The organism is Lysobacter concretionis Ko07 = DSM 16239, from assembly GCF_000768345.1.
In the GTDB taxonomy this organism is placed as follows: domain Bacteria; phylum Pseudomonadota; class Gammaproteobacteria; order Xanthomonadales; family Xanthomonadaceae; genus Novilysobacter; species Novilysobacter concretionis.
Genome location: NZ_AVPS01000004.1, coordinates 129203 through 142855 on the forward strand (window position 1 = coordinate 129203; position 13653 = coordinate 142855).

Consider the following 13653-nt stretch of genomic DNA (forward strand, 5'->3'; position numbering starts at 1 on the left):
AATACAGGGAATCTCGCACCGCATGTCCTGGCTCAAGAAACTCATGCCGTCCGGCATCCGTACCGACAACGCCGCGGCCAAGCGCCGCAGCGTGCCCGAGGGGCTGTGGGAAAAGTGCGACCGTTGTGGCGCCGTGCTTTACCGTCCCGAGCTCGAGGAAAACCTCGAGGTCTGCCCCAAGTGCGGCCACCACCGGGCCATCCGTGCCCGTGCGCGGCTGGCGGCGCTGTTCGACGCCGGCAGCACCACCGAGATCGGGGCCAGGCTCGGCCCGACGGACGTGCTCAGGTTCCGCGACCAGAAACGGTACTCGGATCGCATCAAGGCCGCGCAGAAGTCCACCGGCGAGCGCGATGCGCTGATCGCCCTGCAGGGCACGCTGAAGCAGCAGCCGCTGGTCGCCTGTGCGTTCGACTTCGCCTTCATGGGCGGCTCGATGGGTTCGGTGGTCGGCGAGCGCTTCGCCCTGGCCGCGGAAGCCGCGCTGGAAGCCCGTTGCCCGCTGGTGTGCTTCACCGCTACCGGCGGCGCGCGGATGCAGGAAAGCCTGTTCTCGCTGATGCAGATGGCCAAGACCTCGGCCGCGCTGGGTCGCCTGCGTGCGGCCGGCTTGCCGTACATCGCGGTGCTGACGCACCCGACCACCGGCGGCGTATCGGCTTCGCTGGCGATGCTGGGCGACATCAACATCGCCGAGCCGGAAGCGCTGATCGGTTTCGCCGGCCCGCGGGTGATCGAGCAGACCGTGCGCGAGACGTTGCCGGAAGGCTTCCAGCGCAGCGAGTTCCTGCTCGAGCACGGCGCGATCGACCAGATCTGTGACCGTCGCGAACTGCGCGACCGCCTCGCCGACCTGCTGGCGATGATGATGCGCCAGCCCCGGCCCGAAGATGACGCCGAGGCCACAGTCTGATGGGACGCAAGTATTTCGGTACCGACGGCATCCGTGGCAGGGTCGGCGAGGGCGTGATCTCGGCCGATTTCGTGCTGCGCCTGGGCAACGCCTATGGCCACGCGCTCAAGCGTGCGGTGCACGCCAAGCGTGCCTGGCGCAAGCCGGTGGTGATCATCGGCAAGGACACGCGGATCTCCAACTACATGTTCGAGGCGGCGCTGGAGGCCGGGCTGGTCGCCGCGGGCGTGGATGTGCAACTGATGGGGCCGATGCCGACCCCGGCGGTGGCGCATCTGACCCGCTCGATGCGCGCCGATGGCGGTATCGTCATTTCCGCCTCGCACAACCCGCACTTCGACAACGGCATCAAGTTCTTCTCCGCCGAAGGCGAGAAGCTCGACGACGCCACCGAGCTGGAGATCGAGGCCGCCCTGGAGCAGCCATTCAGCACGGTGCCCTCGGAAGAGCTGGGCAAGACCGAACGCACCCGCGACGCCGTCGGCCGTTACGTTGAAGCGTGCAAGAACTCCGTCCCCAAGGGCTTTGACCTGGGCGGCATGCACATCGTGGTGGACTGCGCCAATGGCGCGACCTACCAGCTCGGCCCGCTGGTGCTGCGCGAGCTGGGGGCGAAGGTCGACGCGATCGGCGTGGCTCCCAATGGCCTGAACATCAACGACGGGGTCGGGTCGACCCATCCCGAGGCGCTGGCCGCCCGCGTGCGCGAAACCGGCGCGGTGCTGGGGATCGCCTTCGATGGCGACGGCGACCGGGTGATGTTCGTCGATGCGCAGGGCACGGTCCACGACGGCGACGACCTGATCTACCTGCTGGCCAACGACTGGCGCGAAAGCGGCCGTCTGCAGGGCCCGGTGGTGGGTACATTGATGACCAATTACGGACTGGAGCGCGCGTTCGAGCAGGCGGGGATCGGGTTCGTCCGCGCCAAGGTCGGCGACCGGCATGTGCACCAGCAACTGATTGCCCACGGCGGCGTGCTCGGCGGCGAAGCCTCCGGCCACCTGCTGTGCCTGGACCGGACCAGCACCGGCGACGGCATCGTCAGCGCCCTGCAGGTGCTGGAAGTCCTGCACCGTCAGGGCATCACCTTGGGCGATGCCCTGGCGGGGCTGCAAAAGGTGCCGCAACGGACCGTCAACGTGCGTTTCGGCAATGGCGCCAGACCGGCCGAGGCTGCCACGGTGCAGGCGGCGCTGGCCGATGCGCAGCTGGCAGTGCAGGGGCGTGGACGCGCCTTCCTGCGTCCGTCCGGCACCGAGCCGGTGGTGCGCGTCACCGTCGAGGCCGACGGCAGTGAACTGATGCAGGCCACCCTGGACCGCCTCGCTGAAGCCGTCCGGCTGGCAGCGCAATAATCCCCCGCGGACGGCGTTGGCCGGCCGCGCCAACCCTCCTTTAGCAAGCTGAAGACATGAGCCAGACCCGCATTCCGACGTTCGACATCCGCCGTTTCGAGGATCCCGCCCAGCGGGACGCGTTCGTTGCCGAGCTGGGTGCCGCCTACCAGGAGTGGGGGTTTGCCGGCATCCACGGGCACGGCATTCCCGAGGCGCAGATTGCGCAAAGCTATGACGTGTTCCAGCGCTTTTTCGCCTTGCCCGAAGCGGTCAAGCGCAAGTACCACGTGGAAGGCGGCGGCGGTGCCCGCGGCTACACCCCGTTCGGCATCGAGACCGCCAAAGGCGCGACGTATTCCGACCTGAAGGAGTTCTGGCATGTCGGTCGCGAGATTCCGCGCGACTCGAAATACGCCGCCTCGATGCCGGCCAACGTCTGGCCCAGTGAGATTCCCGAGTTCCGTGAGGTCGCCTACGGCCTCTACCAGGCGCTGGACCACCTGGGCGCGAAAGTGCTCGGCGCGCTGGCCCTGCACATCGATCTGCCGGTGGACTGGTTCGACGACAAGATCGATTCGGGCAACTCCATCCTGCGGCCGCTGCACTATCCGCCGATCACCTCGCCGGAAGTGCCCAACGAGCGTGCCGGCGCGCACGAGGACATCAACCTCATCACGCTGCTGGTCGGCGCCAGCGCCGAGGGCCTGGAAGTGCTGTCACGCCAGGGCGAGTGGGTGCCGTTCACCGCCGATGCCGACACCATCGTGGTCAACATCGGCGACATGCTGCAGCGCCTGACCAATCACGTGTACCCGTCGACCACCCACCGGGTGGTCAACCCGAAGGGCGACAAGGCGCGCCAGCCGCGTTACTCCACGCCCTTCTTCCTGCACCCCAATCCGGACTTCCTGATCGATGTGCTGCCCGGCACGGTCACCGCCGACAATCCCAGCCGCTACCCCGAGCCGATCACCGCGCAGGGTTACCTGGAAGAGCGCCTGCGCGAGATCAAGCTCAAGTAGTCCAGGGCGAACCCGGCGTCAGGGCCGGTCCGGCAGGACATCCACTCCGGCCAGGAGCAACCCCTGTCGCCAGGCCTCCAGCTTGTCGGCAGGCCGTTGCGAGGCGTTCGCCGGGCTGGTCGACGGCAGCCGCAGGTAGCGCCTGCGATCGACCGTCAATTGCGCGGCCACGAACCGGCGGTAACTGCTCTCGGCCTTCGCGCCGTTGAACAGGACCGTGGACAGGTCCGGGCAGGCGGCGAACAGGCCGCCGAGATCATTCGGGTGGGCGGTGTCGTCGCGGATCGCCGAATCCAGGCTGCCTTCACGCTCGCAACTGGCGAGCACGTCCCACAGGGCAATGCCGGCCGTCGCCAGTGCGATGCAGCGTTCGGCGTAAGGCAGGGCGGGGTCGATGCCCAGCAACCGGCCCATGAACGGCCAGAACCGGTTCTGCGGGTGCGCGTAATAGCGGTTTTCCTGCAGCGACCGCACGCCTGGCATGCTGCCCAGGATCAGGACGCGGGCATCGGCCGGGACGATCGGCGGGAAGCTGTGGAGGCGGACGGTCATGGTCGGGACGGGTGCGGGGTGATTGTGCTCGCCTGCCGGTGCGGCTGGGGTAGAATCCCGGCTTTCGTAATCGGGGAGTTGGCATGGCTCGTCGCAGGATTGTCGCCGGTAACTGGAAGTTGCATGGTGATCGACGTTTTTCTCATGAGTTGCTCGATGCCGTGGTCGCTGCTCCGGTTCCGTCCGGGGTCGAGCGCATCATCCTGCCGCCACTGCCGTACCTCGGCGAGCTGGCCGGCCGTTACGCCGACAGCGGCCTCGCATTCGGTGCGCAGGATGTCAGCTCGAAGCAGTCCGGTGCCTACACCGGCGAGGTGTCCGCGGCGATGCTGGTCGAGGTCGGTGCCCGCTACACGCTGGTGGGCCATTCCGAGCGCCGCCAGTACCACGGTGAGACCAGCGAGCTCGTGGCCGCCAAGTTCATGACCGCCAAGGCCGCCGGCCTGACCCCGATCCTGTGCATCGGCGAGAGCCTCGCCGAGCGTGACAGCGGCCAGACCGAATGGCGACTGGAAGAACAGCTGGCCCCGCTGATGAAGGACGGCGCCGCCGCGTTCGACGGTGCGATCGTTGCCTACGAGCCGGTGTGGGCGATCGGTACCGGAAAGACCGCCAGTCCCGAGCAGGTGCAGGCGGTGCACGCGTTCATCCGTAGCGAAGTCGCTGCACACAATGCTAGAATCGCTGACTCGCTGCCGATCCTCTACGGCGGCAGCGTGAAGGCCGACAATGCCGCCGCGCTGTTTTCGCAAGCGGACGTCGATGGCGGCCTTGTTGGCGGGGCTTCACTGGTTGCCGCCGACTTCAACGCCATCGCTGCCGCGCTGGCTCCCTGACCTGCACCGGGCTCGTCCCGGGCAAACGAGAATGTTTCGATGCTGTTGTTCCTCAACGTCATCTATGTGCTGATCGCGATCGCGATGATCGCCCTGATCCTTATGCAGCGCGGCGCTGGTGCGCAGGCGGGTGCCGGGTTTGGTGGCGGCGCTTCGGCGACCGTGTTCGGAGCGCGCGGCGCATCCAGCTTCCTGTCCAAGTCCACCAAGTGGCTCGGCATCGCGTTTTTCGCGATCGCCATGTTCATGGCCTGGCATGCAACCGACAGGGCCGCCGGCACCGTCGCCACATCGCAGGATCTGGGCGTTATGTCGCAGATTCCCGTGACACCCGCGCCCGCCGGCAACAATATCGTGGTGCCCGCGGTACCCGGGCAGCCTGCGCCGCCGCAGGCTCCGGCGAAGGATTCCGGGGTTCCCGCCGCACCGACGGCGCCCCAGTCGCCTGAATCGGCACCGCCGGACAACGCCGGAAAATAGCGTCCCGCGATATCATGAGCGTTGACGCCCGGCATGGATGCGCGGGGGTCCGGTCGTTATGACCGAAAGCCGATTCGATCCAGCGATGGAGCGGGTCGGAACAGGGAAGTCGGATCATGTGCCCAGGTGGCGGAATTGGTAGACGCACTACCTTGAGGTGGTAGCGGCTTAGGTCGTGGGGGTTCGAGTCCCCCCTTGGGCACCACTCCGGAAATTGTTGCAAACATCAACGGCATCGCCCGCTGCCCCAGGCAGACATGATGCCGCCGAGCCAAGGCCGCGCTAGCGCGGTGTAGCCGAGAGAACAGAAGTGCTGGGCGAATATCTGCCGACCCTGTTGTTCCTGATCGTCGCCAGCGGTATTGGCGTCGCCCTTCTCGTGGTGGGTTACGTGCTTGGGCCAAGACGCCCAAGCCTCGCGAAACTGTCCCCCTACGAGTGCGGCTTCGAGGCTTTCGAAGACGCGCGCATGCAGTTCGACGTGCGCTATTACCTCATCGCGATCCAGTTCATCATTTTCGATCTGGAAATCATCTTCATCGTGCCCTGGGCAACGGTGTTCAGGGATCTCGGTGTCATCGGCCTGGTCGAGATGGGTATTTTCGTGAGCATGTTGTTCCTCGGCTTCATTTATGTGTGGAAGAAGGGAGCACTGGAATGGGAGTGAGTGAGACCATCTCGGGCCTGATGCACAACCCGGTGCCGGAAGGGCGCCTGGACGACATCCTGCTTCCCGGCGATGACAACCCGCTGCTGCAACAGGGCTTCGTCACCACCAGCCTCGATGCGTTGTGGAACTGGGCGCGAACCGGCTCGATGTGGCCGGTGTCGTTCGGCCTGGCCTGCTGCGCGGTGGAAATGATGCATGCGGGCGCGGCGCGACTCGACCTGGACCGCTATGGCGTGATTTTCCGCCCATCGCCGCGCCAGTCCGACGTGATGATCGTGGCCGGCACCCTGGTCAACAAGATGGCCCCGGCGTTGCGCAAGGTCTACGACCAGATGCCCGACCCCAAGTGGGTGATCTCGATGGGCAGCTGCGCCAACGGCGGCGGTTATTACCATTATTCGTATTCGGTCGTGCGTGGTTGCGACCGCATCGTGCCGGTCGACATCTACGTGCCGGGCTGCCCGCCGACCGCCGAGGCGCTGGTCTACGGCATCCTGCAGTTGCAGAAGAAGATCCGCCGCGGCACCAACTTCGGCGAGAACAAGCAGGGTGTCCGCGATGAGTGAGTCGATCACCGCGTTCGCCGATCGCCTGCGCGCACGTTTCCCCGACGCCCTGGTCAGCGTGGCCGAGCCGCGCGGCGAGGTCGGTATCGAGCTGGAGCCGGACCAGTGGCTGGCGGCCGCGTTTGCGCTGCGCGATGAGTTCGGTTTCGAGCAGCTGACCGATATCAGTGGTGTCGACTACCTGAGCTACGGCAGCGACGAGTGGAACACCGATCCGTCGTCCGAGGGGTTCTCGCGCGGCGTCGAGGGCAATGGTCCCGGACGCTTTGTCTGGGGCGAGTCGACCAACGGCGCGGCCGATGCGCCGGAACGCCGGTTCGCCGCGGTCGCCCACCTGCTGTCCTTCCAGCACAACCGCCGCGTGCGTCTGCGTACCTTCGCGGTCGACGACGACATGCCGGTGGTGGCTTCGCTGACTTCGGTCTGGGCGGGGGCCAACTGGTTCGAGCGTGAAGCCTTCGACCTGTTCGGCATCGTGTTCGAGGGCCATCCGGACCTGCGCCGGATCCTGACCGACTACGGTTTCATCGGTCATCCGTTCCGCAAGGATTTCCCGCTGATCGGCAACGTCGAAGTGCGTTACGACGCCGAGAAGAAACGCGTCATCTACGAGCCGGTATCGATCGAGCCGCGTGTGCTGGTGCCGCGTGTGATCCGCGACGATTCGCGCTATCCGACGGCCGCGAGCGAGACCGCCGCCCGTCGCGAGGTAAAGCCATGACCACGCCTGCCAGTGCGATGCCGCTGGTCAACCAGACCACCGACAACGCCACCTCCACACTCAAGGGCTCGCCGGAGATCCGCAACTACACCATGAACTTCGGCCCGCAGCACCCGGCCGCGCATGGCGTGTTGCGTCTGATCCTGGAAATGGACGGCGAGGTCGTGCAGCGCGCCGACCCGCACGTGGGCCTGCTGCACCGCGGCACCGAGAAGCTCGCCGAGTCCAAGCCGTTCAACCAGTCCATCGGTTACATGGACCGGCTCGACTACGTGTCGATGATGTGCAACGAGCACGCCTATGTGCGCGCCATCGAGACCCTGCTGGATATCGAAGTGCCCGACCGTGCGCAGTACATCCGCACGATGTTCGACGAGATCACCCGGCTGCTGAACCACCTGATGTGGCTGGGTTCCAACGCGCTCGACCTGGGCGCGATGGCGGTGATGCTGTACGCGTTCCGCGAGCGCGAAGAGCTGATGGACTGCTACGAGGCGGTGTCGGGCGCGCGCATGCACGCGACCTACTATCGCCCGGGCGGCGTCTATCGCGACCTTCCCGACCGCATGCCGCGCTACAAGGAGTCGCCGTGGCGCAAGGGCGCCAAGCTCAAGCATTTCAACGCATGGCGCGAAGGCTCGCTGCTGGATTACCTGGAAGCGTTCTGCAACGACTTCCCGCACCGCGTCGACGAATACGAAACCCTGCTGACCGACAACCGCATCTGGAAGCAGCGCACCGTCGGCATCGGCGTGGTCACCCCGGAGCTGGCCAAGGCCTGGGGCATGACCGGCGTGATGCTGCGCGGCTCGGGCATCGAATGGGACCTGCGCAAGAAGCAGCCGTATGCGAAGTACGCCGACGTCGATTTCGACGTGCCGGTTGGCAGCGCGGGCGACTGCTACGACCGGTATCTGGTCCGCATCGCCGAGATGCGCCAATCGGCCCGGATCATCCAGCAGTGCGTCACCTGGCTGAAGGCGAACCCCGGTCCGGTGATGGTCGACAACTACAAGGTGCGGCCCCCGGAACGCGAGGAAATGAAGGAGTCGATGGAAGCATTGATCCATCACTTCAAGTTCTTCACCGAGAGCTATTGCGTGCCCGCCGGCGAGACCTACTGCGCGGTGGAAGCGCCGAAAGGCGAGTTTGGCTGCTACCTGATCTCCGACGGTGCGAACAAGCCGTTCCGGGTCAAGTTGCGCGCGCCGGGCTTTGCCCACCTCTCGTCGATGGACGCGGTGATCCGTGGCCACATGCTGGCCGACGCGGTGGCGATGATCGGCACCTACGACCTCGTGTTTGGCGAGGTGGATCGCTGACCATGGCGATCGCTGAGGATTTGAACGTATGAAAGCGACTGGAAATTTCGAGGCGTGCAGGAACGTCGACCCGATGGTCGTGCTGTCGGACAAGACGCGCGCGTACATCGATCACTGGGTGGCGAAGTTCCCGGCCGACCGCAAGCGCTCGGCCGTGATCCAGGGCCTGTTCGCGACGCAGGAGCAGAACGGCGGCTGGTTGAGCGACGAGTTGATCGCCGCCGTGGCCAGCTACCTGGGCCTGCCGCCGGTGTGGGCGTATGAGGTGGCGAGTTTCTACTCGATGTTCGTGCTGCAGCCGGTGGGCCGCAACAACGTCGCCTTCTGCACCAACATCAGCTGCTGGCTCAACGGCGCCGAAGACCTGGTCGCCCATGCCGAGAAGAAGCTCGGCTGCAAGCTGGGTGAATCCACTGCCGACGGCCGCGTCTTCCTCAAGCGCGAGGAAGAGTGCGTCGCTGCCTGCTGCGGCGCACCGGTGATGCTGGTCAATGGCCATTACCACGAGAAGCTCGATGTGGCGCAGGTCGACGCGCTGCTCGACGGGCTGGAGTGAGAGGGGACATGGCGCACCACGATTATTCCAAGGGCTACGGTCCGGTCGGTCCTGCTCCGCAGGAGCACAGCGTCGTCTATACGACCCTGCATTACGACACCCCGTGGTCGTACGACAACTACCTCAAGACCGGTGGCTACAGCGCCTGGCGCAGGATCCTCGACGAGAAGATCGCTCCGGCCGATGTGATCGAGATGGTCAAGCAGTCCGGCCTGCGCGGCCGCGGCGGCGCGGGCTTCCCGACCGGGCTGAAGTGGAGCTTCATGCCAAAGGGCAGCGAGACCCAGAAATACATCCTGTGCAACTCCGACGAATCCGAGCCGGGCACCTGCAAGGACCGCGACATCCTGCGCTACAACCCGCATTCGATCATCGAAGGCATGGCGATCGCCTGCTACGCGACCGGCTCGACGGTGGCCTACAACTACCTGCGCGGCGAGTTCCATCACGAGCCGTTCGAGCGCATCGAACAGGCGCTGAAGGAAGCCTACGAGAACGGTTGGCTGGGCAAGGACATCCTCGGCTCGGGCATCGATATCGACATCCACAACGCGCTCGGCGCAGGTGCCTACATCTGCGGTGAGGAAACCGCCCTGATGGAGTCGCTGGAAGGCAAGAAGGGCCAGCCGCGCTACAAGCCGCCGTTCCCGGCCAATTTCGGCCTGTACGGCAAGCCGACCACGATCAACAACACCGAAACCTACGCCTCGGTGCCGGCGATCATCCGCAACGGGCCCGAGTGGTTCCTCAACCTCGGCAAGCCCAACAACGGCGGCGCGAAGGTGTTCTCGGTGTCCGGTCACGTCAACAAGCCCGGCAACTACGAGATCCGCCTCGGCACGCCGTTTGCCGAGCTGCTGGAGATGGCCGGCGGCATCCGCACGGGCCACAGGATCAAGGCGGTGATCCCGGGCGGCTCCTCGATGCCGGTGCTGCCGGGCGAGACCATGATGGGCCTGACCATGGATTACGACGCGCTGCAGAAGGCCGGCTCCGGCCTGGGTTCCGGCGCGGTGATCGTGATGGACGAGACCGCCTGCATGGTGCGCGCCTGCCAGCGCATCGCGCGGTTCTACTACAAGGAAAGCTGCGGCCAGTGCACGCCGTGCCGCGAAGGCACCGGCTGGATGTACCGCATGATCAGCCGCGTCGCCGAGATGCGCGCGACGGTGGAGGACCTCCAGGTGCTGCGCGAATCGGCCGGCCAGATCGAAGGCCACACCATCTGCGCCTTTGGCGAGGCTGCCGCTTGGCCGGTGCAGGGCTTCCTGCGCCACTACTGGGCTGAATTCGAGTACGCGATCGTGAACAAGCGTTTCCTGGTCGACGACCAGCGCGACGGACGGGTGGAGAAGGCGGCATGAGCGCCGAAACGGACAACACCAGCGTCGCCCCCGTGGTGCCGGAAGGGCATGTCGCGATCGAGATCGACGGCGTCGCCACCACCGCGCCGAAGGGTTCGATGATCATCCAGGCCGCGGACAAGGTCGGTATTCCGATCCCGCGGTTCTGCTACCACGACAAGCTGTCGATCGCCGCGAACTGCCGCATGTGCCTGGTCGACGTGGACAAGATGGGCAAGCCCGCGCCTGCCTGCGCCACGCCGGTCATGGATGGCATGAAGGTCAGCACGCGCAGCGAGAAGGCGCTGAAGTCGCAGCGCAACGTGATGGAATTCCTGCTGATCAACCATCCGCTCGATTGCCCGGTCTGCGACCAGGGCGGCGAGTGCGAACTGCAGGATCTGTCGCTGGGCTACGGGCGTTCCGTGAGCCGTTTCGTGGAGCGCAAGCGCGTGGTCGCCGACGAAGACATCGGGCCGCTGGTCGCCACCGAGATGACCCGCTGCATCCATTGCACGCGTTGCATCCGCTTCACCGCCGAGATCGCCGGAACCTACGAGTTGGGCGGCATGTACCGCGGCGAAGACCTGCAGATCGGCACCTACGACGGCAAGCCGTTGACGACCGAACTGTCGGGCAACGTGATCGATGTCTGCCCGGTCGGTGCGCTGACCAACAAGCCGTTCCAGTTCCGTGCCCGTGCCTGGGAGATGCTCGCGCGCGAGTCGCTGGGTTACCACGACGCGCTGGGCAGCAACCTGTTCCTGCATGTGCGCCGGGGCGAGGTGATGCGGACGGTCCCGCGCGACAACGACATGGTCAACGAATGCTGGCTGTCGGACCGCGACCGCTACTCGCACCAGGGCCTGTATGCCGCTGACCGCGCCCAGGTGCCGATGCTCAAGGATGGCGATGACTGGCGTGACGCGTCGTGGGAAGAGGCGCTGGCGAAGGCCGCGGCGATCCTGCGTGACAACGCCGCCGACCGGCTTGGCATGCTCGTGCATCCCTCGACCTCCAACGAGGAAGGCGCGTTGCTGGCCCGCCTGGCGGATGCGCTGGGCACCGGCAACCTCGACCATCGCATCAGTCAGTCCGACCTGTCCGATGCCGCCGTCGCCGAAGTGTTCCAGATGCAGGTCGCCGACATCGAACGCGCCGACCTGGTGGTATTGGTCGGCACGAATCTGCGCCACGAGCTGCCGCTGGTGAATGCGCGCGTGCGCAAGGCGTGGCAGAACGGCGCCAAGGTGCACGCGGTCAACCCGGTCGATTTCGACCAGACCTTCGACTTGGCCGGCAAGCAGATCGTGGCGCCGTCGCAACTGGCTGGCGCGCTGATGGATGCCGGCTTGCGCGAGGCTGCCACGGCGGCGACGAGTGCGGTCGTGATCGTCGGCGCACTGGCCGAAAACGGTCCCCATGCCAGCGCGATCCGCACCGCCGCTGCCGAGTTCGCCAAGGCGACCGGTGCCCGGCTCTGCCGCATTCCGCAGGGTGCCAATGCGGTCGGTCTGGCCGATCACGGCGTATTGCCGACCGGTCGCGATGCGCAGGCGATGCTCGCCGAGCCGCGCGGCGCCTATGTGCTGTACGGAATCGAGCCGGGCCTGGATTTCGCCGATACCGCGACCGCGCTGAAGGCGTTGGGCCGTGCCCAGGTCGTCGCGTTCAGCCATTTCGCGTGCGAGTCGACCCGTGCGGTGGCGGACGTGATCCTGCCGATCGGCCTGCTGCCGGAAATCGACGCGACGCTGACCAATCTTGACGGTCGCGAGCAGGCTGCGGTCGCTGGCGGCAAGTTGCCCGGCCAGGGCCGTCCGGGCTGGCGCGTGCTGCGTGCGCTGGGTGGCGATCTGGCCGCTGCCGGTTTTGAATTCACCGATCTGGCCGGGCTGCGCGACAGCCTGGTCAAACGTGACGTCACCCCGGTTGCCGGCAAGGCGGCCAACCCGTCCGGCGATGGGCTGGAAGTGGCCCTCGGCACCGCGATCTACCGTAGCGATGCCGTCGTGCGCCGGGCTACCGCGTTGCAGGCGCATCCGCTCAACGTTGGCCCGCGCGCCGTGCTGCATCCGGCGGATGCCCAGGCCGCGGGTCTGGCCGATGGCGCCACCGGCAAGTTCGGTGCCGCCGCCGGCACCGCCAGCCTGCCGGTTGCTGTCAGCGACGCCGTCGCTCGCGGCACCGTCTGGATCGAGAGTGGCCACGGCGCCACCGCGCCGCTGGGTGCGGGGCGGCTGCAGGTGGGGAGGGCATGAGCATGATGGATAGCGTTATCGACCCGTTCCAGACCTGGCTGGGGTCGTTCGGTGCGGTCGGCACGGTGGTGTGGCTGCTGCTGATGATCGTGGCGATCTGCATGCCGCTCATCATCGCCGTCGCGTTCTACGTGCTGTGGGAGCGCAAGCTGATCGGCTGGATGCATATCCGGCTCGGGCCCAAGTATGTCGGTTTCGGCGGCTTGCTGCAGACCTTCGCCGACGTGTTCAAGCTGCTGTTCAAGGAGTTGTTGCAGCCGGCCGCGGCATCGCCGTTCCTGTACCGGCTGGCCCCGTTGATGGCGCTGGTGCCCGCACTGGCGGCATGGGCGGTGATCCCGTTCGATGCCAAGGTCGTGCTCTCGAACGCGAACGCGGGCCTGCTGTACCTGCTCGCGATGACATCGCTGGGCGTGTACGGCGTGATCCTCGCGGGCTGGGCGACCAACTCCAAGTACGCCTTGCTTGGCGCGATGCGCGGTGCCGCGCAGATGGTCGCCTACGAGATCGCGATGGGCTTCGCGCTGGTCGGCGTGATGGTGGCCGCCGGCAGCCTGAACATGACCGAGATCGTGATGGCGCAGTCGGGCAGCGCCGGCCTGTTCGAGTGGTTCTGGCTGCCGCTGCTGCCGTTGTTCGTGATCTATTTCGTGTCCGGCGTGGCCGAGACGAACCGCCTGCCGTTCGACATGGTCGAGGGCGAGTCGGAAATCACCGGCGGCCACTTGGTCGAATATTCCGGTGCCGGTTTCGCGCTGTTCTTCCTGGCCGAGTACGCCAACATGATCCTGATCAGCTTCCTGGTCTCGATCTTCTTCCTCGGCGGCTGGTTGAGCCCGCTGCAGGGGCTGGGCATTCCGCTGCTGTCGGTGGATGGCTGGTGGTGGCTGTTCGCGAAGGTGTTCTTCTTCGCCAGCTGCTTCATCTGGTTCCGCGCCTCGTTCCCGCGCTACCGCTATGACCAGATCATGCGCCTGGGCTGGAAGGTATTCGTTCCGTTGTCGATCGTCTGGATCGCGGTGGTCGCGGTGATGGCGTATTTCGGCGTGTTCGAGCCGGGGCAATAAGGTA

The 13653-nt window shown here is 66.1% G+C and carries 14 protein-coding genes and 1 tRNA gene; 14 read left to right on the top strand and 1 reads right to left on the bottom strand.

Translation table 11 applies throughout. The features are described 5' to 3' along the window. Positions 1 to 22 precede the first annotated feature (22 nt). Genes accD through N792_RS05155 form a run of 3 tightly spaced genes read left to right on the top strand, consistent with a single transcriptional unit; the run spans position 23 to position 3275 of the window. Entirely contained in the window at positions 23 to 913 is an 891-nt protein-coding gene (accD, locus tag N792_RS05145) for an acetyl-CoA carboxylase, carboxyltransferase subunit beta (RefSeq protein ID WP_036193167.1), read from the top strand. After that, on the top strand, positions 910 to 2271 hold the full coding sequence (gene glmM, locus N792_RS05150; protein ID WP_156969301.1) for a phosphoglucosamine mutase: 1362 nt from the start codon (positions 910 to 912) through the stop codon (positions 2269 to 2271). The genes accD and glmM overlap by 4 nt, the downstream gene beginning before the upstream one ends. A 56-nt stretch (positions 2272 to 2327) precedes the next feature. Continuing rightward, the gene (locus tag N792_RS05155; protein ID WP_036193170.1) at positions 2328 to 3275 is read left to right on the top strand and encodes an isopenicillin N synthase family dioxygenase; all 948 of its coding nucleotides are present in this window, start codon (positions 2328 to 2330) and stop codon (positions 3273 to 3275) included. An 18-nt stretch (positions 3276 to 3293) separates the two neighbouring features. Here N792_RS05155 and N792_RS05160 read toward each other — a convergent pair whose 3' ends face one another. After that, entirely contained in the window at positions 3294 to 3827 is a 534-nt protein-coding gene (locus tag N792_RS05160; protein WP_052103505.1) for a DNA-deoxyinosine glycosylase, read from the bottom strand. Between the two features lie 83 nt (positions 3828 to 3910). Between N792_RS05160 and tpiA the strand changes: the two genes are divergently transcribed. The 11 genes from tpiA (at position 3911) to nuoH (ending at position 13649) form a co-directional block, all read left to right on the top strand. After that, a complete protein-coding gene (tpiA, locus tag N792_RS05165; protein ID WP_036193171.1) occupies positions 3911 to 4663 on the top strand; it encodes a triose-phosphate isomerase in 753 nt (250 codons plus the stop codon). 39 nt (positions 4664 to 4702) lie between these two features. Further along, a complete protein-coding gene (secG, locus tag N792_RS05170; protein WP_036193172.1) occupies positions 4703 to 5143 on the top strand; it encodes a preprotein translocase subunit SecG in 441 nt (146 codons plus the stop codon). Positions 5144 to 5263: 120 nt separating this feature from the next. After that, positions 5264 to 5348: transfer RNA gene (locus N792_RS05175), tRNA-Leu, on the top strand. A 105-nt stretch (positions 5349 to 5453) separates the two neighbouring features. Next, positions 5454 to 5810, top strand: a complete 357-nt coding sequence (locus tag N792_RS05180) for an NADH-quinone oxidoreductase subunit A (protein ID WP_036193174.1) — start codon at positions 5454 to 5456, stop codon at positions 5808 to 5810. After that, positions 5801 to 6379 (top strand): NuoB/complex I 20 kDa subunit family protein, encoded by a 579-nt coding sequence (locus N792_RS05185; RefSeq protein ID WP_036193177.1) that lies wholly within the window; start codon positions 5801 to 5803, stop codon positions 6377 to 6379. The genes N792_RS05180 and N792_RS05185 overlap by 10 nt, the downstream gene beginning before the upstream one ends. Further along, complete coding sequence (locus N792_RS05190; RefSeq protein WP_036193179.1) at positions 6372 to 7100, top strand: NADH-quinone oxidoreductase subunit C; 729 nt, start codon at positions 6372 to 6374, stop codon at positions 7098 to 7100. The genes N792_RS05185 and N792_RS05190 overlap by 8 nt, the downstream gene beginning before the upstream one ends. Before the next feature lie 17 nt (positions 7101 to 7117). After that, complete coding sequence (locus N792_RS05195) at positions 7118 to 8422, top strand: NADH-quinone oxidoreductase subunit D (protein WP_036193181.1); 1305 nt, start codon at positions 7118 to 7120, stop codon at positions 8420 to 8422. 28 nt (positions 8423 to 8450) lie between these two features. Continuing rightward, positions 8451 to 8978, top strand: coding sequence for an NADH-quinone oxidoreductase subunit NuoE (gene nuoE / locus N792_RS05200; protein ID WP_036193183.1), 528 nt, complete (start codon positions 8451 to 8453; stop codon positions 8976 to 8978). Between the two features lie 8 nt (positions 8979 to 8986). Continuing rightward, on the top strand, positions 8987 to 10342 hold the full coding sequence (nuoF, locus tag N792_RS05205) for an NADH-quinone oxidoreductase subunit NuoF (RefSeq protein WP_036193184.1): 1356 nt from the start codon (positions 8987 to 8989) through the stop codon (positions 10340 to 10342). Next, positions 10339 to 12582, top strand: coding sequence for an NADH-quinone oxidoreductase subunit NuoG (nuoG, locus tag N792_RS05210; RefSeq protein WP_036193186.1), 2244 nt, complete (start codon positions 10339 to 10341; stop codon positions 12580 to 12582). Before nuoF ends, nuoG begins: the two co-directional genes overlap by 4 nt. Beyond that, on the top strand, positions 12579 to 13649 hold the full coding sequence (gene nuoH / locus N792_RS05215) for an NADH-quinone oxidoreductase subunit NuoH (protein WP_036193188.1): 1071 nt from the start codon (positions 12579 to 12581) through the stop codon (positions 13647 to 13649). Before nuoG ends, nuoH begins: the two co-directional genes overlap by 4 nt. The last annotated feature ends 4 nt before the right edge of the window (positions 13650 to 13653 follow it).